The organism is Algoriphagus iocasae (assembly GCF_014206875.1).
In the GTDB taxonomy this organism is placed as follows: domain Bacteria; phylum Bacteroidota; class Bacteroidia; order Cytophagales; family Cyclobacteriaceae; genus Algoriphagus; species Algoriphagus iocasae.
In genome coordinates this window covers 652417-678260 of record NZ_JACIJO010000001.1, presented here as the reverse complement: position 1 = coordinate 678260, position 25844 = coordinate 652417, and the positions used below count along the sequence as shown (strand labels likewise).

The following is a 25844-nucleotide window of genomic DNA, read 5'->3' as shown; positions in this document are numbered from 1 at the left end:
CCTTTTGCCTTGATGCAAAAGGACCAAAAAATCAAGATTTGGCAAAGCTTCCACCGCACAAAGCCTTCGCCCGCCCCGCTGCCAAATCCTCCCACCGCACGTCTAATTAACGATTCTTCTTAAATTGAAATGTCGTTTTGTAGACAAATCGAAATTTTGAGTAACTCCCTTAAACTATCCGGTTTTTGAGCTGAAGGCAGCTCCGTTAAAAAAATCGGCTAGCCCCGAACTTGTTTCGGGGATCCGCCGATTTTTAGGAGATGCCAAAGCGAAAAAATCAAATCGGAACGAATTAACTTATTTCCAAGATTTTTTACCGATTTGAAGGAGAGTTTAGGGAGAAAACTTTTGGTTACTTTTGGTTTCAAAAGTGACAGAAATTCAAAACCCAGGCAAATCCGAAATGGTAAATTATTAGTCATCGTAACCCTGACTTTTTGACGGACAGTCATCGCCAATGACTGATTAAATTAATGGAGAGCAAACCCGGTCAGTCCGAGCACTGAAGCGACGAAAGTCGCGCATATCGAGGACCTTTCTATTTTGGGACTCCCGTCTTTTAAGAACTCGCACTGACCAGAAAATCCAATCAACCACAAAAACCCAACTCATCGAAAATCTCGTAAATCGTACTTCTTAATTCGTAAAAAAACCATATATCTTCAGTCATTCTTCCTTCTCAATGGCGAATACTATCACATTTAATTATTCCCCTCTCCTCCTGACCACGATATTTTTTAATCTTTCAATTTTCAAATTTTTCAATCTAACCCCCAAATGCTTACCTTTGCAGCTTACTAGCCTAAGGACATGATATTCTTCTTCGAATCCCCTCAAAACCTTATCTACGCCGTACAAACTCCACAACCTTTTGCTCCAGAAGATATCCAGAAACTGATCTGGCTTTTCGGCGAAGCCAAAGCTTTGGAAACCAATAAAGTAGAAGGTAAATTTTCTGGCCCAAGAAAAGAGATGATCACTCCCTGGTCCACCAATGCTGTGGAAATCACCCGAAATATGGGAATTCAGGGAATCGTGAGAATCGAAGAATTCTTCCCAATGGCAGATTCAGATCAAATCGACCCAATGCTACAAAAAGCATATAATGGTCTGGATCAGGATATTTTTGACATCCATTTGGAGCCGGAGCCGATCGTCCAAATCAATGACATCGCAGCCTACAATAAAAAAGAAGGCCTTGCATTGAGTCAGGAGGAAGTGGATTACCTGGAAAATGTTTCGAAGCAATTAGAAAGACCACTGACTGACTCCGAAGTATTCGGCTTTTCTCAGGTTAATTCAGAGCATTGTCGCCATAAGATTTTCAATGGTACATTTATCATTGACGGAGAGGAAAAACCGATGACGCTTTTCCAATTGATCAAGGAAACGTCTAAAAAACATCCAAACCGAATTGCATCAGCTTATAAAGACAATGTCGCATTCGTCGCAGGTCCAAAAGCGCAACAATTCGCTCCAAAAACACAAGACAAAGCAGACTTTTTCGAGACCCGTGACATTGACACGGTAATTTCTTTAAAAGCAGAAACTCATAATTTCCCTACCACGGTCGAACCATTTAATGGTGCTGCAACAGGTGGCGGAGGTGAGATCAGAGACCGTATGGCAGGAGGAACTGCTTCTATTCCTTTGGCTGGAACAGCCGTATATATGACTTCTTATTCCAGGACAGAGGAAGGTAGAAGTTGGGAGAAAAACCTTCCTGCAAGACCTTGGCTTTACCAGTCCCCAATGGATATTTTGATCAAAGCTTCCAATGGAGCTTCAGATTTTGGAAATAAATTTGGTCAGCCCTTGATCTCAGGTTCTGTATTGACTTTTGAGCATGAGGAAGATGGAAAGCAACACGGCTTTGACAAAGTAATCATGCTGGCAGGCGGTGTTGGCTTTACCAATGCCAAATACACAAAGAAAGAAGAGCCAAAAGCCGGTGATCAGATTGTGATTATGGGTGGCGATAATTATAGAATCGGAATGGGCGGTTCGGCGGTTTCTTCTCTGAATACCGGCGAACTATCGAATGCGATCGAACTCAATGCAATTCAGCGATCCAATCCTGAAATGCAAAAAAGGGTTTCCAATGTGATTCGTGCCATGGCCGAAAACGAAAACAACCCGATTATCTCCATTCACGATCATGGAGCAGGTGGTCACTTGAACTGCCTTTCTGAATTGGTCGAAAGCACCGGAGGTACGATCCATATCGACCAACTTCCCGTGGGAGACCCTACCCTTTCTGCCAAAGAAATCGTAGGAAACGAATCTCAGGAAAGAATGGGATTGGTTGTTGGCAAGAAAGATATTGAAATGCTCCAGACTATCTCCAATAGAGAAAGAGCTCCTTTCTATGTGGTCGGCGAGACGACTGGTGACATGCATTTCAAATTTGAGAATCAGAAAACCGGCGAAAAACCGGTTGACTGGAATCTCAGCTATATGTTTGGTTCTTCACCAAAAACGATTTTGGAAGATAAGAGCAGCAAATCAAGCTTTGCGGAAGCAAATTATGATGCTGATCAAATCAAAAATTATATCCGTGAGGTATTGCAACTGGAAGCAGTCGCTTGTAAAGATTGGTTGACCAATAAAGTTGACCGATCTGTAACAGGACGAGTGGCAACCCAGCAAACTGCCGGAGCGATCCAACTTCCACTAAATGACGTGGCTGTAATGGCTTTGGATTTTACCGGAAATAAGGGAATCGCAACTTCTATCGGTCATGCTCCTGTGGCGGCGTTGGCAGATCCAGAAGCAGGTAGCCGATTGGCGATAGCTGAAGCAATGACAAACTTGATCTTTGCCCCTATTCAGGATGGTTTGGCAGGAATTTCACTTTCAGCCAACTGGATGTGGCCTGCAAAGAATGAAGGTGAAAACGACCGACTTTACCGTGCAGTAGAAGCCGTTTCCAAATTTGCGATTGACTTGGGAGTGAATATTCCGACAGGGAAAGATTCTTTGTCCATGACTCAGAAATATCCAGATGGAAAGACTGTTTACTCTCCGGGAACAGTGATTATCTCTACCGTTGGGGAATGTTCTGATATCAAGAAGACAGTAAAAACAGCTTTAAAACCTGTCAAAGGAAGTAAGCTTTTATATATAGATTTCTCCAGAGACGAAGCGAAACTAGCAGGATCAAGCTTTTACCAAGCATTGAACAAAATTGGCTCTGAAACTCCAGATGTTAAAGATGCCGAATACTTTGGACAGGCGTTTATGGCGATCCAGGATCTAATTGATCAAGGTTGGATTTTGGCAGGACATGATATTTCTTCCGGAGGTTTGGTGACAGCCTTATTGGAAATGTGCTTCCCTACTCCAGGTTCTGGATTGAAAGTACATCCAAACAGAATGGGTGAAGAAGATTTGGTGAAAATGCTTTTCGCAGAAAATCCAGGGATTTTGATTCAGGTTTCTGATGAAAATGCGGTAGAAGAACTTCTATCTGAATCAGATGTGGATTTTGTGGAGCTTGCCAAAGTTACCGATACGGGGAGCATTGATTTCAAAGGAACAGATTTAAGTTTGGATGTTGCCGAGTTGAGGGATGTTTGGTTTAAATCCTCCTATTTATTGGACAGAAAACAAAGTGGTGAGAAGCTAGCGAAAGACCGCTTTGACAATTATAAAAACCAGGTACTTTCCTATGAATTTGCCGAAGGCTGGAAAGGTAGCTTTGAAGGATCAGGCATTGATCCATTTAGAAAGTCTACTGGCAAAGCGAAAGCAGCAATCATCCGTGAAAAAGGTGTGAATGGAGATCGTGAGATGGCTTATTCACTTTGGTTGGCTGGATTTGAGGTGAAGGACGTACACATGACCGACTTGATTGCAGGTCGCGAAAACCTAGAAGATGTGCAGATGATCGTCTTCGTAGGTGGTTTCTCCAACTCGGATGTTCTAGGTTCGGCCAAAGGTTGGGCGGGAGCATTCCTATACAATCCAAAAGCAAAACAAGCGCTTGACAACTTCTATGCAAGACCTGACACCTTGAGTTTGGGTGTTTGTAACGGTTGCCAGTTAATGATTGAATTAGGGTTGGTAACGCCTGATCATTCCGAAAAACCAAAGATGCTTCACAATGCTTCTCATAAGTTTGAGTCGACTTTTGTGAATGTTACTGTTCCTGAAAATAACTCTGTGATGTTAGGATCCCTTAGCGGTCAGCGTTTGGGAGTTTGGGTTGCTCATGGAGAAGGAAAATTCTCTCTTCCTCTAGCAGCGGATCAATACAATTTCGCAATGAAATACAGCTACGAAGCCTATCCAGGTAATCCAAATGGATCGGATCATGCTACGGCCGGTATTGCTTCTGCGGATGGACGTCACTTAGCAATTATGCCACATATTGAGCGAAGCTTGAAGCCTTGGAACTGGCCTTATTATCCGATGGACAGAAAAGATGATTTCACCCCTTGGATGGAGGCATTTGTGAATGCGAGGAAGTGGGTTGAGACTCACACTTCTTAAACTTCAACATTCATCATTCGGCGTTCATCATTCGATATTTTTTGATTGAAATATTAGAAAATTGAAAGATTGAAAGATTTCACAAACAATTCCCTCGGAGCAATCTGAGGGATTTTTTTTGATATTTTTCTATATATTAAAATACTTTTAGTTCAATATATAAAAACGATTTTTACGCGATTGCTTCAATTGAAAAAGAGGAAAAAAGTTTTAGGGAAATTTACATTTAGTAATTACCTAAATGACTTCAATTCTACCCAATTGGTAAATAGTAGCACAGATCTAAGGTATTTTCAGGAATTGCTTGGACATAATAGTAGCAGGACGACGGAGATATATACCCATGTATCCACAAAATCACTACAAAAAATCAAATCTCCTTTCGATGATCTATAGAAAAATAATCGCCATAAAAATCTATCTTTTGTGGCGATTAGCTGACAAAATGGAGGGAATTAACGCCATATTACAGCGCAAATAAACAAGTTATGCACAAGTTTGAAAAATGAGAACATTGCTTTTAATAACAGTACTTCTAATTAATACTTTTTGCTATGGACAAAGCAAGCTTGAAGGGACATATTCAAATTTCTTTGGTGAAAAAATAGAATTTCGAAAGGATTTAACATTTAAACACTCTTGGTATTTTGACCTTGCATCAAGTTGGACAGAAGGAACATACAAAATGTTTAATGACACAGTTTACTTGAGAACAAAATTGGTCCTTGACACACTCGAAATTTTAAACAATAAAAATGAATTTGTAAAGGACTCATTGGTGGTATCAGTAGACAACGAAAGTAATAGAATTGACATTATTGAATTTGCATCATCAGGCATTTCGGGAGGAGGTCAAAATCGACTTAAACCGCCAGATGAGTTAATAATAAAACGAAATAAGCTTTATCGACTTGATGAAATGGGAAAATTGAAAATAAAAAAAGACAAAATATATCGACAGCTAAAAAATATAAGACTTACTTTTTCAAAAAAGAATAAAAACCAGTGCATAACACAGTACATATTGCAGGGCGGGGTTAGGTGGTACGCCAACTGCGGATTCTCGTTTCGCAGTTCCGTGTCCTTTGGACAGGAACGCTCTTCGAAATCCGCCCCGACAACATGTACCAACCGTTGTGCAGCATTTGAAAAATGACAATTACAGATAAAGAAATACATACTGATTATAAGAATCGAATTAACCGAGTTTTTGAATTTATTGACGATAACCTGGACTCTGACTTGTCTTTAAACATTGTTTCGGAAATTGCTTTTTTCTCACCATTTCACTTCCATCGAGTTTTCAAGTTTATTACAGCAGAAACATTAAATAAGTATGTAACAAGACGTAAAATTGAAAAATCAGCCTTGGATTTGTTGCATAAAAATATCACGACCACAGAAATCGCTCACAAATATGGATTTAGTGATAATTCTTCGTTTTCCAGAGCCTTTAAAAAATATTATGGAATAAGTCCGACCGAATTTAGAAAACAAAATCCAAATCGACATAGCAAGATTAGTCAACTTCAAAGCAAGAACGGACAAGACTATCCAGACTATGACAAATACATTTGCATCATTGATAACCTTAAAAACTGGATAAAAATGAATGCAAAAATTGAGATTAAAGAAATGCCAAAAATGGATTTGGCTTATGTTTCAAGTATCGGATCGCAAAACCTTGAAAACGCTTATAGAAAACTAATTCAATGGGCAACACCTCAAGGATTGATGAACGACCAAACTAAAATGGTTAGGATTTACCACGACAGTTTTAAAGTAACAGAAGCCAGCAAAGTCAGAATGAGTGCTTCAATTTTGTTAAACAAACCTGTAAAAACAGATGGCGAAATTGGACTGACTGCAATCGAAGCAGGAAAATTTATAGTTGGAAACTTCGAGATAGGATTGAACGAATTTGAAAAATCCTGGACAGGACTATTTTTATGGATGAATGAAAACGGATATAAAAAAGCCGACAGGAATCCTTTTGAAATTTATCATAATAACTTTAATGAACATCCCGAAAGAAAGGCGATTGTTGACTTTTATATACCGATTGAATAATTAAAACGCTGTCCAACAATGCATTAAAAATAGGCGAGTTTATGCTAATTTCAGGGTTTGTGGCTCGAATCAAATTTTGTGTTTAACCGCAAGTTTCGTGCTTCGTATTCGCCTACTTTTCATTTTCCCCACGCCCTTTCGAGACTTTTCCACCATAATAACTCCCGAAAAAGAAGAGTTTCAGCGATCAGTGCAACAGCCAGAAAGTTGGAAGTTATTATCTGGAATATGGTGGTCAAAGGAGTTTCGTACATCAACCCTAAAGGTTACCTATTTTGGGGTCAGAAAAGAAATTCGGGGTTATTTAAAAAGATAAAGAAGCAAATCGATAAATTCGGTATCCAAGAAGACTTCCTGGGCCTTAAAACTGTAGATTTTTAAAGGTTTTCGGTTCGTTAGTCACAACCTGAAAATAAGACTCGATAATTAACCCTAAAAAAAATAAACAATTATGAACACTAAAAATTTAAGAATTTCAATATTTGCTTTCCTGATAGGCCTTTTTGCTATCGTTTCTTGCAATAAAGATGATGATAGCCCAAATAACAACACTCAAGCTAAAGTGCAAACTAATGTTCAAAGTGGGACTTGGAGGATTACGAAATTTATTGATTCGGGAACAGATGAAACTAATCATTTCACAGGTTACAACTTCACTTTTAATAGTTCAGGAGTTCTAAATGCAAATAACGGAACTAATAATTATGACGGGATTTGGAGTATAACAGATAGCAACAGTAATGATGATAGTCAAGATGATTTGGACTTTAATATCAATTTCAACTTAACCAATGATTTTGAAGATTTAAATGATGATTGGGATTTCATCTCTCAATCCTCTACAAAAATTGAACTAATAGACGTTAGTGGCGGAAATGGTGGTACTGATTATCTTACATTCGAGAAAAATTAGACCAAAAGTTGACTAAAAAAAATTGCAATACGGACCACGTTTTTCACCTTAATTGAAAAAATAAATTTAGCATTGATTAATGGACTTGCCGGATTTTTTGGTAATTCCTATGCTCTTATTGCAGACGCTATCAAATCAACTACCGACATATTTTCATCACTTCAAGTTTTGTTTGGATTAAGATATGCCAAGCGACAAGCAGATGAAAATCATCCCCACGGACACGGAAACATTGAACTTTTGATCACGATTTTAGTAGTAGCATTTCTTTTCACATCTGAAACCGTTATTGCTTATGAGAGCATCCAAAATATTCAGAAACACCAAAAAGTTCCCCCTCTAGATATAGTCAGATCGTCGTCCAAGCGTAGTTGGCAACTACGCTTTCACATTCAATAGAAATTGTATTTCTCTATAGTCCATAACAATTGTTATGGACTAGTCTAAAAATTTTATTTATTCAGCAACATCTCCAATCTCGCCATCATTTCATCCTTTTCCTTTAGCATCCGTTCGTAAAGGGCGATTTTTTCATCATGGAGCTTCTTGATTTCTTCGAGAGGATTGATATGGAATGTCGGCTTGGAATTACCTACAAATGCATCTTTCTCAATATTGAAAGTGTTCGCAATTATGTTAACCGCCTGCTCTTCGTCAAAATTCTGAAATGCTTCCACCGGAATACGCAGAATCTCACCTACCTGTCTCAGCAACTCCTCCTCCACTTCTTCCTTTTGTTCCAGTAAACTGACTTTCTTCTGTGACCAGTCCTCCCCCAGCTCAAAAGCCAAGGCCTCCTGCTTGATGCCCATCATTTCTCTGAAACGCTTGATATTCCGGCCGTGGTGGATTTTTTCGTTCATAGTCTGATTATTTGAAAGGGAAATTAAGAAAATCTACCCAAAGTGTTTAGACTAATTTATTCCTTAGTGATGAAATCAGCAAGGAATCCGCGGGTTTGGATAATAAATAAAGACAAGAGATGTCGGGAATGGGTAATTTTGAAAGGGAATGAGGGTGCGTACCAGCAAAGAGAATGAAACGGTAAACCCATTGTGCATCATATATCGGCCATGCCTATGGCATTATAAAAATTATGGATTCACCATTTACCAGCCATTGAAATGGCTGGCTAAAAGATCGCTCATGCCTACGACATTAATTCTACATATCTCCAATTAATGAGTCCCATTGGGACGACCCATATCCTAGCTAGAGGTTTTAACCCATAGAGATATTTATTCCAGCTCTTTAAAAAGGAATTCTGGCAAAAAATCAATTTTATGAGCCTTTAACATCTCAAAATATTCCTCTCCAAACGTCAGTTTTTGATGGCGCTTTTCCTGATTTTTCACATATTCAAAAATAGATGAGATCTCCCTTTCACTATAGGTAAAGGAACCAAAAGCAGCTTGCCATTCAAACCTATGATCAAGAAGCTTTGACTCATTTAACCACTTGGAAGATTTTGCTTTTGAACTTTTCATGATCTCAGAAACAGCTTGCTTGGGATAGAACTGGAACAAACAATGAACATGGTCAAAATGTCCATTTACAATTAAGGTTTTCGCTCCAGTCTCATTGATCAGGTTTCCTATCACTCCGTAAAGCTCGCTCTTAAAAACATCCTGAATGACTGCTTTCCTGTATTTGACAGCAAAAACTGCCTGACAATACATCTTTGAATAGGTATTTGGCATAATAGATCATACTACTTGTTCAAACTAATTTAATCAATATCGGCCATACCTGTCTCCGGTATGCAGGCCTACGGCATTATTATAAAAACCTCATTCTTTTTTTCCAGGCATTCGAACGACTGGCTAGGTAATCGATCATGCCTAACGGCATTGAGAACTCAGAAATCTCTATAATCGAGGCTAGCTAATTTATGGTAATTACGAATAAAAATTCTTTCTACTCCTCCACAGTCCCTGCGGGACGGCTTATATCCTAGCCAGAGGTTTTAACCTCTGGAATTTGAATAACAACAAAGCAAAAAAAGTCCCAGAGGGACGGACGATACCACCTCACCAACAAATCTAATATTGGATTGTCATTTTCAAATATCGGCCATGCCTACGGCATTTTTTTGAACCATTAACCTTCTTTAGATCCAGCCATTGAAATGACTGGCTAGGTAATCGATCATGCCTAACGGCATTGAGAACTCAGAAATCTCTATAATCGAAGGCTAGCTAATTTATGGTAATTACGAATAAACATTCTTTCTACTCCTCCACAGTCCCAGCGGGACGAACTATATCCTAGCCAGAGGTTTCAACCTCTGGAATTTGAATAACAACATAGCAAAAAAAGTCCCAGAGGGACGGACGATACCACCTCACCAACAAATCCAATATTGGATTGTCATTTGCCATTATCGGCCATACATAACGGCAAAAAGGCAACAATGAGCCTGTAGGCTAACCTACCATAATAATTTTCCTGCCTTACCTAGCCATCTTCCAGGTATAAACCCTATCGACGCTTTATAAATCCAGTCAAAAAAAGTATATATTCTTTAAATTAAAACTATACCATGACCAATATAAAATCAATAATTAAACAGTATAAGAACATTATAAAATTGCTCTTATATAGTTTATACTATGCTTAAAATTTAATTTTTATTAAAATTATCTATTAATCTTAATCACAAAAAGCTATATTCATCTGTATATCAACCAGTAAGAGCATAGCAAGAATCACTAACTCAATCCTAGCCAGACTATCAGGAAGTGTAGGAGGTCTGATTTTTTATTCTGTATATCTAGGGATTGTATAATGCTTAAGACTATTACTCAGCTGACCTTTGATACGACGTTTGACCCAATTAGAAATATCTTTTTCTAATGATTTAGAAACTAACCTTGAAATATGGGTTTTTAACAAATCACTAGACAAAAGGAAAATCACTATTATTGCAATGTGATTCAAACACTAAGAAATAGTGCATGTGTAAAATTTTTATGGGTTTTGATGGGATTGTATATTTTTAATCTCAGTGCCGATACTCCTGACCCAAAATCCCCACATATCGCAGAAGATCTAACTATTAACGACCAGGAAAGTATTGTTGAAGTCTTGGTAGAAACAGTTTTGGGTTTCGAGGATACTTTTGAAGAGTTTGATGATCCAGATGGGGAAGAACAAAACAATAAAAGCGTCCAAAAAGTAGTTTTGGCCCTGCATAATCCTGCTGAACTTCAACAGCTTTTAAATTCACCTTTTGAAGTTGAAACTCGATTTTCAGATCTTAAGATAGCCCTTAGCATAGGCTTTCATCATATTGATTCCCCTCCCCCAAATAGTTGATATTTTTTTCAAAATCACAATCAACTATCATTTCGAGTAATTTAAAATCTCATTTAGCAAATTCTTAATCGAGGATGTTATTGCTATGCAGTATCAAACAATCAGGCTTCTAAAGCTTGCTAATTTTCTATTTCAAAATCGAGCTAAAAAGTGGTTTTTATGCCCTCAGGTAGTTGAATACCTCAATCTAACTCAACTATTTAAATCAACTATTTAGTGAAAACAATATATCTATCAATTATTATATCTCTCTTTATTTCAATTAATTATTCATTTTCTCAAACTGAAAATTCAGAAAAAGACAGTCTTTACATCCTTCAAGTAGAAGAACTCCAAAAACCTGAAAAAGTACTCCATGCCGAGCCCCTTTACATAGATCTGATTAGGGATCTAGGAGCCAGAAAAGGGGAAAAGGAATGGAATGTTGGTCTGGGTCTGACTGATAATTTAATGTTCGATTCATACGAAGCTCTGATAGAATACGAATGGGCTCCTATCGATAGATTAGGTCTTGAAGTAGAATTACCATTTACATTTTATGCACCTACAAATGGTTCAGAAAGGGAATCTGTTCCGTCAAATCATCTGAAAAGTCTAAAACTGGCTGCCCAATGGACCTTTTTAGTCAGCGCGCCACATGCAACGTCTATGGCGTTGGGATATATCAACGAATTTGAAATCTCTGATTTCAGAAACTTTGGAAATCCCATTATCAGAGGTAATGTGTACAATCCTTTTCTCGTAGTCGCCAAACGCTGGGGCAGTAATTACCACACACTTATCTACACAGGGCCTATGTTTCATCAGGATTTTAGCTTTGGGAAACTGCACACAACCTATGATATTAATACGAGTTTTCACTACATGATTACAGGTACGAGAAATTTTATTGGAGTTGAATTTAACCAGACTATTGACAATAAAGAGCTCAAAACCATCATACGTCCACAGATGCGTGTGGGAATCAGCGAAAACCTAATGGTAGGAATTGTCGCCGGAATCCCGGTTCAGAAAGGCAATGAACGACTCAGTTCATTTGTAAGGTTAATTTATGAGCCTAGGCACAAATAAATTCTGTTGAACCAGCATTAAAATACCTTTTCATTTTTCAAATAAAATGAGGCTGTCCAATTCATCTGGACAGCCTCAGATTTAACTGCCTCAGTGGAAAAGAACCCTTAACTACTACCAGAATTATGTAAAAAAATGATTTTTAAATCGGCCTTCCCTAATTAAAAGTCAAAAACCCACAACTTTTCTATTCTCCTACGTATCTTTTAATTGTGAAAAAATATATCATACCTGGAATAGCATTTTTGGTTTTTATCGCAGGATTAGCCTCCATGATGGTGCCTTTTATTCCTTTGGGATGGCTCTTGATTGCGCTTTCCTCACTCTTAATAGCTCCTTACCTTCCATTCGTTAGAAAATTTATAGGCTGGCTCTCCAAGATTGACAAGACTGGTTTTGTGGAGAAAGCAGGTGAAAAAGCGGCTAAACTTTACTATTGGGCCGATGATGCAAAAAGAGCCAAAAATCTGGAGGCAATTTTGGAAGAAAATAAACCTTCTAAAAACACCTAGCGAATTGGAATCAATTAATTACTGGATAAATGATTTGCTTTTTTTTGCTGATAATGTTACTAGATTGAATATTATGTCAACTTTTAGTTTTAGGTAGAAAAAGCCCAAGAAGACAACCTTTAATTTCTGTTTTTGTCTTCTTTTTGATTCTCCGATTTTTTATGTTGAATCTCTTTCTCTTGGTCATTTTCCCTCTTAATTTCTTCGTAATCCTTTTTTGAAGGGGGCTTAGCTCCCTCGGAATTTCCCGGAGTTTTACGATTGGTCCCTTTGTCTACCTCATCTTCCTTATTTCCAGAAACAAAAAGTGGCAACCCAAAAGAAGAATTAATGATCTGATGTAACATAATTAGATAGTTTTTGATAATAAAGTGAATATTAAGAACGTAAAAATTAAAATATTATTTACCTCCTATTTTTTTTCAGCACAGACTAAAGATTAGCAGGCATTAACAATCTTGATTATTTCTGAAACCTACCATCTTCGCTCATCGGCCTTCTAGCCTGTTTATCAAAGAACATTTGGCAGCTGGAATGAATGTGAAAAATTGAAATCACACATCTAAAATCGCTCTTCCCCTTTCCCCTACTCTGGATAAGGTTTCTTCTGTGATATATTTCTTTTGATCGATCTGTTGAGGTTGTTCTTTGGAGCAGAAGTAACTGTGAATACTCCTTCTTACCTTATCCGTTTCATTCATCGTTCCACCATGCCAAACATGCGAATTAAAAATAAAAACAGAACCTGCCGGTGCAATTATCCTTATCTCTTCGGGATGCTTTTCAAAAGGATCTTCCATGGCCTCATCCGGTAAGGAAGGCCATTTATGGGAAGTAGGCACAATTCTGGTTGAACCGTTATGCTCGGTAAAATCATCCAAAAGCCAAATGCTATTACAAACTTGATAGGCTCCATTCACTACCGTGTTTTTCCAATCCACATGTAGTTTCTGGAGGCCATTTTTAGGCTTTGCAGCACGATAGTTCAGGGATGATAATTTAAAAGCCTGACCCAAAACTGCTTCAATACCAGCCAGCACCCGAGGATGGGTATAAAAAACATCGAAAACAGGCCCCTTGTTTACCAAATCCGCCAAACGATCTGCCCCTTCTTCTTTTGGATGGCGGATATACTTTGATTCTGCCAATTCCGCTCCTGCATTTTCTCCTTCAGCCCACATCAAATCCTCAATTCTTTTATTGATCTCTTGAACTTGATCCGCACTCAACAACTGACCTAAATTCAGGTAGCCATTGGTATCTAAAAACTCGATTTCTTCTTTTGTCAGCATAATTATCTTCCATTCAAAATCTAAACATCCGAAAGCTGGAATTCCAAAACAAAAAGTCCATTGCCAGCAGATTTTCAGTTCGATTAATTTAAGGTTGAATTTTCAAAATTTCATAAGAGTCAGAAATAAAATCATGACACTTCCTCCACTTTTGTTCGTATTGAACATGGATTTGATTTTCTGGAAAACTTAATAAATCACCCGATGAAACCTTACTTAGAATCCTGATAATCAAACCAATCCTCACCTACCCTTTTGAACCAAGACTTTGAATTCAGTAAGAAAGGTGCTAAATTTTATTTCTGTGTTTTTTCATTTACAAACTTTTCAAAATGATCAACCAATCCATCTTTTTTGCAATCAATCCTGATGCTCCAAAAGACATGAGGATCTTTGGTGACAAACTAAAAACCTCCGGAACCAGAGGAGCTACCAGTTCGGTAGGTTTTGAAACCAAAGATTTACAGCCCACTCCAGGGCTACAGGTTCCAGAATTAACAAGTTCCTATAGAGGTGGAATTGAGTGCATTTTATTTGCATTTCCCTCGGTTCCACATTTCGGCCGATCAGAAAGAACAGATGCCTATCAATCGATCATTCGAGAACTTCGGGTTGGTACAAAATTCATCATCGCACATTATGAAGAAGATCGAGAGGTTATCGAAAGTTGGTTCTTTTCCGTAGGACATTCCTCAGAAGCCATTTCCTGGGTTCCTATTCCTAGTTATGTAGATTTTACAGATTGGGCAGAGGATGCTTATTTATCGCTCAAAGATGCTTTTGACAATACTTTTTACTTGATGGAGCCTTGGGAGTTTCCGAGATCCGGAGATCAACTTCTCGCTGACAGCATTGAAGAATACACCACCCTGAATGCAAGTCAGGCTCCATTGATTTTTCAGGGAGGAAATTGCCTGATAGCAGATGATTTCTGGATTTTGGGAAAAGATTATTATCAGGACACCATTGATATGATTTTGGATCAGACCCTTCCTCTAAAAGTAAAACCAGATGAAAAAGTGGAAGATGTAGTCCGCAAGACTTTTTCAGATTATGTTGATAAAAACCGTCCCATGTTTGTGGCGGGAACTAAAAAGAAAATCCCACTGGCAGCCTACGTTGGGTCGAAGGAAAACCAAGATTTTATTTTAGATATCGTCGGAGCAGGAACAGGTCCCTACCAACCTATTTTTCACATTGACATGTTCATTAGCTTAATCGGGAAAAATGAAGATGGAAAATTTGAGATGATGGTGGGTTCGCCCAAGTTAGGAAATGAGCTTTTGGGACTTCCTGACAAACCTCACAACCTACAAGCGGCCTATGATGAAATTGCCCGATCTTTCAAAAAACAAGGGATCATCGTTCATAGGAATCCGCTCGTACACTTTCCTGAATTTACAGGCAGAAAAATCTCTATTTCCTATTTACAAAATCTGGCTATTCAAAACCCGGATGACAAGGATATCAACAGTGCATTAAAAGACTTGTATAGCCTCGGCGCGAGAGAAAACGATTCGGTTTCGGTAAGAAATTGGCATCACATTACCTGCAATAATTGTTTGGTAGAAAACAGTGAGAAGTTTGGAAAGCATGTGTACTTACCCACTTTTGGACATGGTGATTTCTCTCAATTATCCGTGTTGGATACACATATGAAAGACCTTTGGGAAAGTTTTGGATTTACAGTTCATCAACTTGGCGATTTTAACAGCTTCGCAAAAAGACAGGGCGTAGTACACTGCATCACCAAATATATTCAGAGGGGAGAATAAGTGGGATGTATTTCAATGAGTTGAAACCAACTTCCTTCTCAATGTCAACATCAGCAAAATTCACCTAAAACAAATCCCCCGAAATAATGGATTTAAACTTTTATAGAAAATTTAGTTTTCCCTTTAGCCACAAATCCTCCTAAATCCTTAATTTGGTTTCAGCAATCCTAAAACCTATCGTGGACAATTGAGAAATAGACGCAATAGATAGGTAGAACTGGGGTTTATACAAGTATTGGGCTTAATGGAAAAAAATGAAAATTCCGACAATCATAGGAACAATTGACAGACGAATTTTAATCAACTACCAAGTTGACAAAGACGTGCTGACTAAATATTTGCCTGAGCCATTTCGACCTAAACTCGTAAATGATAAAGGAGTGGTTGGAATTTGCCTAATAAGACTAAAAAACATCCGACCAAAAGGACTTCCGAAAACTGTTGGAATATCATCTGAGAATGGTGCTCATCGAATTGCAGTTGAGTGGACAGAAAACGGACAGACCAAACAAGGTGTTTTCATTCCCAGACGAGACACATCATCAAAATTGAACTCACTTGCAGGCGGACGAATTTTCCCAGGTATTCATCACCTTGCTGACTTTTCGGTTAACGAAGAAAATGGAAACTATTCAGTAGAGTTCACGAGTGACGACAAGACGTTTCTGTCAATTAAAGCCAAAGAATCTACTAATTGGAACAAAGACAGCGTTTTTGAAAGTTTGGAGTGTGCTTCAGACTTCTTTGAGAAAGGTGCAGTAAGTTATTCGCCAGACAAAATCGGTGAGACTTTTGATGGACTTGAATTGAAAACCTATGAATGGAAAGTTAAGCCACTAACAGTTTCGGAAGTAAGGTCGACTTTCTTTGAAGACGAGACCATTTTTCCAAAAGGGACAGTCAAATTTGATAACGCACTACTGATGAAAAGCATTGAACACGAGTGGAAAAGTTTAAAAGAAATAAAGAAACACTAAGCCCAACAATGGGCATAAAACATAGGGCGGACGCTGGTTTCCGAAAGTTTTCGGCTCTTAACCAAGTTCGTTTCGGGCGGACAGTTAAGTGCTTCGAAATCGCCTACTTTTCATATACTAAACGTTTGCAGCAAGCCTTTCGGACAAATTAGAGTTCTATGATAATTGACGAAATAAAAGACAAAGTATATCCGTGGATAAAAGTTATTTATGAACCAGGAGAAATAGTTCCTGACTCAATCCACGAGATTGAATTTGCTAAGGAGGACGAACCGATAATAAAAAGGTGGTTGGGTAATCTTGCAATATTTTATGCAGTGGACATGGGCGATAACTTCTCACTTATTCAGGCAAGGGACTTGACTGAATATTGGACTATTGACCGCATACACGAAGTTTCGTTAGACAATTTACAACGCGATATTGAATATAAATTTACCAACACAAATTTTGGGGGACACGGACTGATCGCAGGAGGTGACCATGAGGCAGGTTCGATATGTTTGACCAACCTATGGGATTGGTGTGCAGAAAATGTAAACGACAATTTAATAGTTGCAATTCCTGCAAAAGACATGGTGATGATGGTTCCAGAAAATGACAGTGAGAAGATTGAAAAATTAAAAGAAATGGTGACCGACATTTTTGAATACGGTGATCGACTTTTGACAAAACAACTTTATAATTTCGACAGACAGACAAGTAGTTGGAGTTTATGGGGACAAGATGAATGAAGAAAGGCCAGCTGCCAACAAAATGTTTCACAATACACCACCAATCGAATTCCTCAAAAAACAAATCCCTCCTCTTCTGGGTTGACCAAGTAAATAACTTTGCCCCGTATCGGCTATTTACTTTATTAAAATTCAACTCATTTGAAAAACATATTGATTATCGGTGCTTCTTCTGGAATAGGAAAAGCTCTAGCCAACAGTTTATCTAAAAATGGAAATCAGGTTTTTGGAACTTATAATCAAACCCTGGTTGAATCTTCGGAAAACATAAACTTTATCCAATTTGATGTGCTGGATTCAGAACTGGATTTAAGCTTCTTACCTGAAAAATTAGATGGTCTTGTCTATTGCCCGGGAAGCATCAACTTAAAGCCTTTCGCCAGAATCAAAGCAGAAGATTTTCTTTCAGATTATTCCCTTCAGGTCGTTGGAGCCATCCAGGTAATTCAAAAAGTATTACCGCTTTTGAAAGCTTCAGAAAATGCATCGATCGTGCTTTTCTCAACTGTCGCTGTACAAAAAGGATTTAACTTCCATGCGCAGGTTGCCGCCTCTAAAGGGGCAATTGAAGGTTTAACAAGATCCTTGGCAGCAGAATTTGCTCCTTCGATACGGGTAAATGCCATTGCTCCATCTATCACCGATACGCCTTTGGCATCCAAGCTTTTGGCATCTGAAGAGAAAAAAGAAGCAAATGCACAGAGGCATCCACTTAAAAAAATTGGTTCTCCGGAAGACATTGCAGAGATGGCAGCCTTTCTCTTATCAGATCAATCATCCTGGATGACTGGGCAAATTCTCCATGTCGATGGAGGAATGTCAAGCATCAATTAATCAAAAAAACAATGTTCGGATTATTCAAAAAGAAATCAGAAATGGAGCTTCTTCAGGAGAAATACAAAAAGCTCCAAGAGGAAGCTTATAAGCTTTCGACAGTCAACAGAACTGCGAGTGATAAGAAGCAAGCCGAGGCAGAAGAAGTCCTCGACCAAATAAAAAAATTGGAACAGTCAAAAGCATAAATGAGAATTCTTTTAGCGGGAGCTTCCGGATACATTGGCAAACGACTCTTACCAGTTCTTTTAGAAAAAGGACATGAGGTTATCTGCTGTGTGAGAGATTCCAGCCGCTTTAATCCCGAATCTGATCTTCATTCTCAGATCAAAATCATTGAAGTGGATTTTCTGGAAAAGGAAACTTTGCATCGCATTCCAAAAAACATCGATGCTGCTTATTATTTGCTGCATTCCATGGCTGCATCCTCGGATTACGAAGAATTGGAAATGAGATGCGCGACAAATTTCCGACAAGTCATCAATGAAACTACCGCCAAACACGTCATTTATCTTAGTGGGATAGTCAATGAATCTTCACTTTCGAGACATCTTTCTTCGAGAAAAGCGGTAGAAGAAGAACTCAAAAAAGGGACCTACCATTTCACCACTTTTAGAGCCGGAATCATCATTGGCTCTGGCAGTGCATCTTTTGAAATCATCCGTGATTTAGTTGAAAAACTCCCGGTCATGATCACTCCGAAATGGTTGAAAACCAAATGCCAGCCAATCGGAATTGGAGATGTGATTTCATTCCTTCAAAAAGCTCTCGGCAAAGAAGAAGTCTTTGATCAGAGTTTTGATATTGGTGGACCAGATATCCTTACTTACAAGGAAATGTTATTGGGATTTGCAGAAGCCCGAGGACTGGAGCGTAAGATCTTCATTGTCCCGGTGATGACTCCAAGACTATCCTCCTACTGGCTCTATTTTGTAACCTCTACCTCTTACAAACTCGCCACGGCTTTGGTCAGCAGTATGAAAGTTGAGGTCATCTGCCAGCCCAGCAATATCAATGAAATTTTGGGAATTGAGCCCATCGACTATAAAACCGCTTTAAAGAAAACCCTTTACAAAATCAAAGGAAACGAGATTCTATCCAGTTGGAAGGACTCCTGGAGCAGTGGAGTGATCGATCAAAAGATAGATTTAAGCCACTCTGTTCCTCAATACGGTTGTTTTAAAGATATCAGATCAAAAACAGTAAATGATCCTAAAATCACCAAGGAAAAAATCTGGCAAATCGGCGGGGACAATGGATGGTATTATGGCAACTGGCTTTGGAAGTCCAGAGGTTTTCTGGATAAGCTTTTTGGAGGTGTAGGGCTCAGAAGAGGGAGAACACATCCGTCGAGGCTGTTGCCTGGGGATGCTTTGGACTTTTGGCGGGTGCTCTATGCAAATAAGGAGGAAGGGCGACTATTGTTGTTTGCCGAAATGAAACTCCCCGGAGAAGCTTGGTTGGAATTTGAACTGAAAAACAATGAACTCAAACAAACAGCAACTTTTCGTCCTTCTGGTATTTCTGGGCGCCTTTATTGGTATGCTGTTCTCCCTTTTCATGGCTTTATTTTCAATGGAATGCTTCGGTTCCTAAGTCAATGATTAAAGAGAGCAGTTCCTTATCTCAGCGTTAATTTTACAACTGAAAAGATCAGAAAAATCATTATTTCTGATGATTAAAACATATTTTGCTTTTTCAATCTAGTTAGAAATAAATTAACCACCTCTCCTCTGTGAGCAACCCTAAATTGACTCGACAAATGGGGCTTTTAGCTTTAATTGCCACCGGAGTCTGTTCTATGCTTGGAGCCTCCATCAACGTGGTTCCATTTATGATCCAGCGGAATGTCCCAGGCATTGGACCCTATGTTTTACCAGCTTTTCTATTTGCAGCAATTCCCGCACTTTTTGCAGCTTTTGCCTATGGCATCCTTTCCTCCGCCATGCCAAGAGCCGGAGGAAGTTATATCTATGCAAGCCGAGGTCTAAACCCCTATTTAGGTTTTGTCGCCAGCTTCTCCCAATGGTTTGGGCTATCTATTGTAATTGGGGTTATTTCTTATCTGACTGTCCCTTTTATTCGTGATATCACCTCTAGTTTTGGTTGGGAAGGTATATCAAGGACACTCGAGATCGGCTGGGTAAGAGTTGGTCTTGCATTGAGCTTTATATGGGGGTTTGTTATGATCAATATTCGAGGGATTAAAACCTATGAGAAGATCGTCTTACCCATGATGTTTTTAATGTTTGCTTTGGGTGGAATTGTAATTATTTCAGGTTTATTTTTTGACTCAAGTGATTTTTTAACTGCTCTACAAAAAAAGGAAGCAAGAACCTTTTTACCAACTACTGAAACTGAGTTTGATTTGCGGGTATTTTTGTCCGCGGCAGCTCTTCTTTTTTCTAGTTTCATCGGTTTTGACTCCATTGCCCAAGCGGGAGGAGAGGCCAAAAATCCTACTAAAAATTTACCTAGAGCAATCGTCCTGGCCATACTTGGCGTTGGGATCTTTTATTTCCTTTTCTCGGCTTCTGTTTATCATATTATCCCCTGGAGTTTTATCGCGGAAGAGGCTATGATTAAGGATATTTCTGCACCAGGATTATTGAGTTACGTGCTACCCTCTGGCTTGGGAATAGCCATCATTGTAGGCGCCGCAATTGCTTTGATCAATGATTTGCCTGCCATGTTACTATCTGTTTCCAGACTGATGTTTGCTTGGTCAGAAGATGGGATTTTCCCAAAAGGAATTTCTAAAATCCACCCCAAAAACAACACGCCATTTGTCGCTTTGTTAGTAGCAGGAGCTATGGCTAGCATAGGGGTTTTGGGTTCTCATTTTGCTGGTGATTTCTTTTTGGGAATTGACATAATGGTCACTTCCATGATGGTGAATTTTCTATTGATGTGTATTACACTGATCACAATCCCCAATGTTAATCCTTTGATAGCAAAAGATATTTCAGTTTTGAAAAGCAGGAAGATTCAGCTTTTGATAGGCTGGGCGGGAATAATTTCCCTCACTGGTTTTCTTGGTATTCATACCTATAAAGACCTAACTGCCACTACCAGTGCTTGGTACTTTCACTCCACCCCTATTTGGTTAATCGTGATGGGCTTGGCAAGTATCATTTTCGCTTTTAAGTGGAAGCAATTAAAAGATAAAGAACCTAATTTGAGACAACGGTTTTTGGAACTCCCAAAAGAATAAAACATGAATGCAAAAATTGAATTGGCGGAAGATTTAAAAATTTCAAGAATAGTAACAGGTCTTTGGCAAATCGCCGATATGGAAAGGGATGGGAAGACGCTAGATCCTATTGCTACTTCCAAGCATATGCAGGCATATATGGATGCCGGTTTAACCTCTTTTGATATGGCTGACCATTATGGGTCAAGTGAAATCATTGCGGGAACTTTCAAAAATAGTCTTGAAGATAAAAACAGCATTCAACTCTTTACCAAATGGGTTCCAAAACCGGGAAAAATCAGTCGAGAGGATGTCCACAATGCAGTAAACATAGCATTGGAAAGGATGCAACAAACTTCCATTGATTTATTACAGTTTCATGCTTGGTTTTACCCTGATCCAAGCTGGCTGGATGGACTTTTTTACTTAAAGGAACTAAAAAAGGAAGGGTTGATCAAGCATCTGGGAGTTACCAATTTTGATGCTGCTCACTTAAGAATTGCCTGTGCCAGTGGCATCCCCATCGTGAGCAATCAGGTGTGTCATTCTGTTATTGATCAGAGGGCTTCCCAGCAAATGAAAAATGTCTGTGAAACCTACGATGTTAAACTATTAGCCTTTGGAACGCTTGCAGGTGGTTTTTTAACAGACAAATGGCTCGGGAAACCAGAACCTAGGGAGGATGAAATCAAAACCTGGTCTCAAATGAAATACAAGCGTTTTATTGATGCAGCAGGTGGCTGGACTCCATTTCAAAACCTCTTAGAAACTCTCAAGAGCGTGGCAGATAAGCATCATGCATCTGTCGCGAACATTGCTGGTCGGTATATTTTAGAATCCCCAACAGTCGCTTCTATTATCGTGGGAGCGAGACTTGGTGAAAGCGAGCACATCGAAGACAATAAAAAGTTACTTGATATCAACCTCGATTCAAAAGATATTGAGTCAATAAAAAAAGCACAAAGTCAATTAAAAGCCATCCCAGGAGACTGTGGAGATGAATATAGAAAACCTCCATTTTTAACTGCCTCTGGTGATTTGAGTGACCATTTAGAAACCATTCCAAAAGCATTCACTCCAGTCAAAAAGAGTGAACAAAGATCACAGATCTTTAGTGGAACTGAATGGGAGGAGTATGCAGGATATTGTCGAGCTGTGAGAGATGGAAATCGAGTTTATATTTCTGGAACTACCGCCACACATGGTCCAAATATGATTGGCGGTAAAGATCCTGCGGCACAAGCTCATTTTGTCATCGATAAGATTGAGGGAGTTCTTACTTCATTTGGAGGCTCCTTAGAGGATGTGGTACGAACAAGAATCTTTGTCAACAATATCAATGACTGGGAGCCAGTAGCCAGAGCTCATGGAGAAAGATTCAAGGATATCAATCCTGCAAACACCTTGGTGGAAGCAAAATTAGTTGGAGATGGCTATCTGGTAGAAATTGAAGCAGAAGCAGTTCTTCAGCAAGGCGTTTAAATCTAATTGGCAGAACCTTGCTCAAGTACTAATTCAAATGGCTTCCATTCTGTTTCCATAAATGAATTGACAGTATTTGAAAAATCCTGCACCATTTTAGAAGCTTGATCCAATATTTCTTGATGTTGGGTTGAAAGTGCATTCGTCTGCGCTGCAGCAATTTTTAAAGCATCTTGAACTTTAGAATAAGGAGATGATTCAAAAGATTGCCAAGCCCCAACCTGTCTTTCCGGTCTAGGGATTTGCCCTTTTGCCCTCAGGTCTTTCAATTGCTGCTTCATCGTTTTTGCCAAAACAAGTGTTGAATCCTCAGCTTCGCCCTCTTCTTCTAGTTTTTTGATCAATTCATCAACCCTTTCGATTTTCCCATCGATATCTTTTAAAAGTCCTGCTATTATCCCTAACTGGGCATCAGCCGCTTTTCGATATTGATAAAGTTGTTCATCTACTTTTGGATCAAAATCAAACCTTGGGTCTGGCACTACCTTGACTGTTGTAGAATCTTTGTAGTCACCATAATGTAAAACAATCTTATAATCTCCTGGCAAAACAGGGATATTTCGGGAAAATTCATCCGAACCTCTTCCAGAAGGTGAAGAAGAAACTTCATCTAACTTCCAGATCATATAATTCAACCCCTCCACTAATTCACTGGATTCCAATGTATTGATCAGGGTGTTTTTCGAGTCAAAAACTTCTGCATTTATAATAGACTTCTCTTCCGGTATTCCCTTTAAGTAAAATGGGATTTTCGATTTTTGGAATACTTTATTCTCTCCTTCAAAAGTCGTATTGAACCCAGTCCAGATATTTCCCGGAGGGTTGATGAACAAGCCTTTTACCTGAACTGCGTTATTCATTGGCAGTGCCGTAAGTCCATCTTTTAGGCGATTGGAGGCTATTTCTCTTAAAGACAATAAATCATCCAGAACCCAAATAGCACGGCCAAAAGTACCTACGATCAAAGCAGATTCCGGCTCTTGAATTTTTAAATCCATAGTGGAAACAGAAGGAAATCCATTATGAAATTGCTCCCAACTATCCCCCTCATCGAAACTTAACCACAACCCATTTTCTGTCCCTAAGAATACCAATTTTGGCTCCACAGGATCCTGAATAACAGTCAGTGCATATCCTTTCACAATACTTTCATCCACCATCCTTGTCCAGGTTTTCCCAAAGTCAGTGGTTTTAAAAAGATATGGCGCATAATCCCCCTTTCTATAATCATTTACCACGACCCAAGCTGATCCTTTTTCATATCGAGAGGCGTGGATTTGAGCCACCCAACCCTCATTTGGCATTCCCTGAATATTGGAAGTTAGATTTTGCCAGCTTTTGCCTGAATCATTAGTCAATTGGATTTGACCATCATCTGTTCCTACCCAAATAACATCCTCATCTAAAGCACTTGGGGAAATCGTCAAAATAGAATTATAACGTTCTGCACCTGACACATCAAGTGTCAACCCTCCATAATCAGCTTTTTGGTGAAGCGGATTATTAGTAGTTAAATCGGGTGAAATAATCTCCCAAGTCGCTCCCTTGTCATTGGTCTTGTGGACAAATTGAGATCCATAATAAACTGAGTTGGAATCAAATGGATTATCTGCAAAACCAGCATTCCAATTGAATCTCAAGATTGTGGACGCATCCATAGAAGGAGGCTGGATACTTACATAATACCCCGTCAGTTTATCATATCTATATAAATCGCCGTTTTGGGATGAGCCATATCCGAACCTTGAATTTTCCAAATCTGGAGAAATATCAAAGCCGTCCCCTCCTACCAAATACTGCCAATAGAGCGTTCTGATCCCTCCTCTTTTCCAGGTGTAGGCTGGACCTGACCAATTACCATTGTCTTGCATCCCTCCATACACATTGTAGGGAACATCATGATCTACATCCACATGGTAAAATTGCGCCACGGGAATTGACTCTGGGAAATACCAACTTTTCCCATGATCATAGGTAATTCCTAATCCACCATCTCCTCCAATGATAAAGTGTTTCGCATCATTCGGATTGACCCAAAAAGCATGAAAATCTGCATGAATTCCTTTAGTCTCATCAGCAGGAATCATTGGTGTTGTATCAAAAGTTTTCGCCCCATCATAACTCACAGACAGGGGCTGATAAATATTATAAACCCGATCAGGATCTTCGGTATCCACAGCCAATTCCTGGAAGTAAAAAGGTCTATTATTGGCAAACCTTGGATTATCGTTGATCAACTCCCATGAATTGCCTCCATCATCACTGCGGTAAATTGCATTTTTCTCTGCTTCAATTTTCGCATACATTCTTTGAGGTTTGGAATATGCTATCGCCAATCCAATTCTACCCAAATCTCCTGATGGTAAGCCCTCATCTTCTCCTTGCTTTACCCATGTCTCTCCTTTGTCTTTTGAAACATAAAGACCAGATCCTGAACCACCGGAGGTAAAATAATAGGGAGTCCTTTTGTGTTCATACAAAGCTGCAAAAAGGATATTCGGATCATTTGGATGCATAACCAAATCTGCAATACCAGAGCGATTATTAGAAAACAATTTCTTTTCCCAGGTTTGTCCTCCATCAGTAGTTTTATAAAGCCCTCGATGTTCATTTTCAGTGAATGGATCTCCCATGGCTCCTACGTAAACAGTATTGGGATCAGAAGGATCCACCAAAATTCGGTGAATGGTCTTAGTGTGCTCCAAGCCCAAGTGTTTCCAAGTTTTACCTGCATCATCGCTTTTGAAAATCCCCATTCCTAGATTCATAGAATTTCTGGGATTGCCTTCACCTGTCCCCACCCAAATGACATTTGGATCACTTTGCTGAATCGCTATTGCCCCGATATTTTGGGTTGGTTGCTCATCAAAAACAGGAGTCCAGGCAGATCCACCATTTTCGGATTTCCATACTCCTCCGGATGCAGCTCCAACATAGATGATCTTAGGATTATCAGTTACCACATCTATTGCAGTAATCCTTCCACTCATATTGGCTGGGCCTACATTCCTGATATTTAAATTTTCAAGACCCGATAGATCGGTTGTTTGTGCAGATATAAATTGGGTGATTGCAAAAAATAGCAGCAAAAGAGCATTCCTAAAATTCATAGAAACTGGAAAATTTATATGGTGATACGATTACAGGCAATTTAAGCTATCCAAAGAGATGCTGGGAGA

General features: G+C 39.0%; 22 protein-coding genes. 17 read left to right on the top strand and 5 right to left on the bottom strand.

Going from position 1 to position 25844, the window contains the following annotated elements:
- The first annotated feature begins 810 nt into the window (after nt 1-810).
- From purL to FHS59_RS02880, 6 genes are all read left to right on the top strand, one after another.
- The gene (purL, locus tag FHS59_RS02905) at nt 811-4494 is read left to right on the top strand and encodes a phosphoribosylformylglycinamidine synthase (RefSeq protein ID WP_184492905.1); all 3684 of its coding nucleotides are present in this window, start codon (nt 811-813) and stop codon (nt 4492-4494) included.
- A gap of 180 nt (nt 4495-4674) precedes the next feature.
- Nucleotides 4675-4890, top strand: a complete 216-nt coding sequence (locus FHS59_RS23120; RefSeq protein ID WP_246388273.1) for a tyrosine-type recombinase/integrase — start codon at nt 4675-4677, stop codon at nt 4888-4890.
- 109 nt (nt 4891-4999) lie between these two features.
- On the top strand, nt 5000-5650 hold the full coding sequence (locus FHS59_RS02895; RefSeq protein WP_184492904.1) for a hypothetical protein: 651 nt from the start codon (nt 5000-5002) through the stop codon (nt 5648-5650).
- Complete coding sequence (locus FHS59_RS02890) at nt 5647-6564, top strand: AraC family transcriptional regulator (RefSeq protein ID WP_221444434.1); 918 nt, start codon at nt 5647-5649, stop codon at nt 6562-6564. The genes FHS59_RS02895 and FHS59_RS02890 overlap by 4 nt, the downstream gene beginning before the upstream one ends.
- 451 nt (nt 6565-7015) lie before the next feature.
- A complete protein-coding gene (locus FHS59_RS02885) occupies nt 7016-7477 on the top strand; it encodes a hypothetical protein (protein WP_184492903.1) in 462 nt (153 codons plus the stop codon).
- Between the two features lie 21 nt (nt 7478-7498).
- A complete protein-coding gene (locus tag FHS59_RS02880; protein ID WP_184494470.1) occupies nt 7499-7876 on the top strand; it encodes a cation diffusion facilitator family transporter in 378 nt (125 codons plus the stop codon).
- 53 nt (nt 7877-7929) lie between these two features.
- On the opposite strand, the gene FHS59_RS02875 is transcribed toward FHS59_RS02880, so the two are convergent.
- Nucleotides 7930-8340 carry a helix-turn-helix domain-containing protein gene (locus tag FHS59_RS02875; RefSeq protein WP_184492902.1) on the bottom strand — a complete coding sequence of 137 codons (411 nt, stop codon included), beginning with the start codon at nt 8338-8340 and terminating at the stop codon, nt 7930-7932.
- Between the two features lie 375 nt (nt 8341-8715).
- The gene (gene tnpA, locus FHS59_RS02870) at nt 8716-9177 is read right to left on the bottom strand and encodes an IS200/IS605 family transposase (protein WP_184492901.1); all 462 of its coding nucleotides are present in this window, start codon (nt 9175-9177) and stop codon (nt 8716-8718) included.
- Nucleotides 9178-10459: 1282 nt separating this feature from the next.
- Here tnpA and FHS59_RS02865 point away from each other — a divergent pair.
- The 3 genes from FHS59_RS02865 to FHS59_RS02855 all read left to right on the top strand — a co-directional run bounded on the left by FHS59_RS02865 (nt 10460) and on the right by FHS59_RS02855 (nt 12378).
- Nucleotides 10460-10795 carry a hypothetical protein gene (locus tag FHS59_RS02865; protein ID WP_184492900.1) on the top strand — a complete coding sequence of 112 codons (336 nt, stop codon included), beginning with the start codon at nt 10460-10462 and terminating at the stop codon, nt 10793-10795.
- Between the two features lie 216 nt (nt 10796-11011).
- Nucleotides 11012-11866 (top strand): HAEPLYID family protein, encoded by an 855-nt coding sequence (locus tag FHS59_RS02860; RefSeq protein WP_317168130.1) that lies wholly within the window; start codon nt 11012-11014, stop codon nt 11864-11866.
- A gap of 212 nt (nt 11867-12078) precedes the next feature.
- The gene (locus FHS59_RS02855; RefSeq protein ID WP_184492899.1) at nt 12079-12378 is read left to right on the top strand and encodes a hypothetical protein; all 300 of its coding nucleotides are present in this window, start codon (nt 12079-12081) and stop codon (nt 12376-12378) included.
- A 119-nt stretch (nt 12379-12497) separates the two neighbouring features.
- Here FHS59_RS02855 and FHS59_RS02850 read toward each other — a convergent pair whose 3' ends face one another.
- Both FHS59_RS02850 and FHS59_RS02845 read right to left on the bottom strand, forming a co-directional pair.
- Entirely contained in the window at nt 12498-12725 is a 228-nt protein-coding gene (locus FHS59_RS02850) for a hypothetical protein (protein WP_184492898.1), read from the bottom strand.
- 207 nt (nt 12726-12932) lie between these two features.
- A complete protein-coding gene (locus FHS59_RS02845; RefSeq protein ID WP_184492897.1) occupies nt 12933-13670 on the bottom strand; it encodes a phytanoyl-CoA dioxygenase family protein in 738 nt (245 codons plus the stop codon).
- A gap of 332 nt (nt 13671-14002) precedes the next feature.
- Between FHS59_RS02845 and FHS59_RS02840 the strand changes: the two genes are divergently transcribed.
- The 8 genes from FHS59_RS02840 (at nt 14003) to FHS59_RS02805 (ending at nt 22665) form a co-directional block, all read left to right on the top strand.
- Nucleotides 14003-15445 carry a hypothetical protein gene (locus FHS59_RS02840; RefSeq protein ID WP_184492896.1) on the top strand — a complete coding sequence of 481 codons (1443 nt, stop codon included), beginning with the start codon at nt 14003-14005 and terminating at the stop codon, nt 15443-15445.
- A 254-nt stretch (nt 15446-15699) separates the two neighbouring features.
- Nucleotides 15700-16422 carry a DUF2071 domain-containing protein gene (locus tag FHS59_RS02835; RefSeq protein WP_184492895.1) on the top strand — a complete coding sequence of 241 codons (723 nt, stop codon included), beginning with the start codon at nt 15700-15702 and terminating at the stop codon, nt 16420-16422.
- A 158-nt stretch (nt 16423-16580) separates the two neighbouring features.
- Nucleotides 16581-17156, top strand: coding sequence for a DUF1444 family protein (locus FHS59_RS02830; RefSeq protein WP_184492894.1), 576 nt, complete (start codon nt 16581-16583; stop codon nt 17154-17156).
- A 141-nt stretch (nt 17157-17297) separates the two neighbouring features.
- Nucleotides 17298-17990 carry an SDR family NAD(P)-dependent oxidoreductase gene (locus FHS59_RS02825; protein WP_184492893.1) on the top strand — a complete coding sequence of 231 codons (693 nt, stop codon included), beginning with the start codon at nt 17298-17300 and terminating at the stop codon, nt 17988-17990.
- 11 nt (nt 17991-18001) lie between these two features.
- On the top strand, nt 18002-18178 hold the full coding sequence (locus tag FHS59_RS02820; protein ID WP_184492892.1) for a Lacal_2735 family protein: 177 nt from the start codon (nt 18002-18004) through the stop codon (nt 18176-18178).
- Nucleotides 18179-19594, top strand: coding sequence for an SDR family oxidoreductase (locus FHS59_RS02815; protein WP_184492891.1), 1416 nt, complete (start codon nt 18179-18181; stop codon nt 19592-19594).
- A gap of 131 nt (nt 19595-19725) precedes the next feature.
- A complete protein-coding gene (locus FHS59_RS02810) occupies nt 19726-21204 on the top strand; it encodes an APC family permease (protein WP_184492890.1) in 1479 nt (492 codons plus the stop codon).
- A gap of 3 nt (nt 21205-21207) precedes the next feature.
- Nucleotides 21208-22665 (top strand): aldo/keto reductase, encoded by a 1458-nt coding sequence (locus FHS59_RS02805; RefSeq protein WP_184492889.1) that lies wholly within the window; start codon nt 21208-21210, stop codon nt 22663-22665.
- Between the two features lie 2 nt (nt 22666-22667).
- Here the strand turns inward: FHS59_RS02805 and FHS59_RS02800 are convergent, their stop codons facing one another.
- Nucleotides 22668-25775: a VPS10 domain-containing protein gene (locus tag FHS59_RS02800; RefSeq protein ID WP_184492888.1), complete on the bottom strand. Its 3108-nt coding sequence runs from the start codon at nt 25773-25775 to the stop codon at nt 22668-22670.
- Nucleotides 25776-25844 lie beyond the last annotated feature (69 nt).

Bases quoted from the DNA above. Each gene is read 5' to 3' on its own strand.
- purL (WP_184492905.1), top strand. From the start codon at position 811: ATGATATTCTTCTTCGAATCCCCTCAAAACCTTATCTACGCCGTACAA.
- FHS59_RS02895 (WP_184492904.1), top strand. From the start codon at position 5,000: ATGAGAACATTGCTTTTAATAACAGTACTTCTAATTAATACTTTTTGC.
- FHS59_RS02890 (WP_221444434.1), top strand. From the start codon at position 5,647: ATGACAATTACAGATAAAGAAATACATACTGATTATAAGAATCGAATT.
- FHS59_RS02885 (WP_184492903.1), top strand. From the start codon at position 7,016: ATGAACACTAAAAATTTAAGAATTTCAATATTTGCTTTCCTGATAGGC.
- FHS59_RS02875 (WP_184492902.1), bottom strand. From the start codon at position 8,340: ATGAACGAAAAAATCCACCACGGCCGGAATATCAAGCGTTTCAGAGAA.
- tnpA (WP_184492901.1), bottom strand. From the start codon at position 9,177: ATGCCAAATACCTATTCAAAGATGTATTGTCAGGCAGTTTTTGCTGTC.
- FHS59_RS02865 (WP_184492900.1), top strand. From the start codon at position 10,460: ATGGGATTGTATATTTTTAATCTCAGTGCCGATACTCCTGACCCAAAA.
- FHS59_RS02850 (WP_184492898.1), bottom strand. From the start codon at position 12,725: ATGTTACATCAGATCATTAATTCTTCTTTTGGGTTGCCACTTTTTGTT.
- FHS59_RS02845 (WP_184492897.1), bottom strand. From the start codon at position 13,670: ATGCTGACAAAAGAAGAAATCGAGTTTTTAGATACCAATGGCTACCTG.
- FHS59_RS02840 (WP_184492896.1), top strand. From the start codon at position 14,003: ATGATCAACCAATCCATCTTTTTTGCAATCAATCCTGATGCTCCAAAA.
- FHS59_RS02835 (WP_184492895.1), top strand. From the start codon at position 15,700: ATGAAAATTCCGACAATCATAGGAACAATTGACAGACGAATTTTAATC.
- FHS59_RS02830 (WP_184492894.1), top strand. From the start codon at position 16,581: ATGATAATTGACGAAATAAAAGACAAAGTATATCCGTGGATAAAAGTT.
- FHS59_RS02820 (WP_184492892.1), top strand. From the start codon at position 18,002: ATGTTCGGATTATTCAAAAAGAAATCAGAAATGGAGCTTCTTCAGGAG.
- FHS59_RS02815 (WP_184492891.1), top strand. From the start codon at position 18,179: ATGAGAATTCTTTTAGCGGGAGCTTCCGGATACATTGGCAAACGACTC.
- FHS59_RS02805 (WP_184492889.1), top strand. From the start codon at position 21,208: ATGAATGCAAAAATTGAATTGGCGGAAGATTTAAAAATTTCAAGAATA.
- FHS59_RS02800 (WP_184492888.1), bottom strand. From the start codon at position 25,775: ATGAATTTTAGGAATGCTCTTTTGCTGCTATTTTTTGCAATCACCCAA.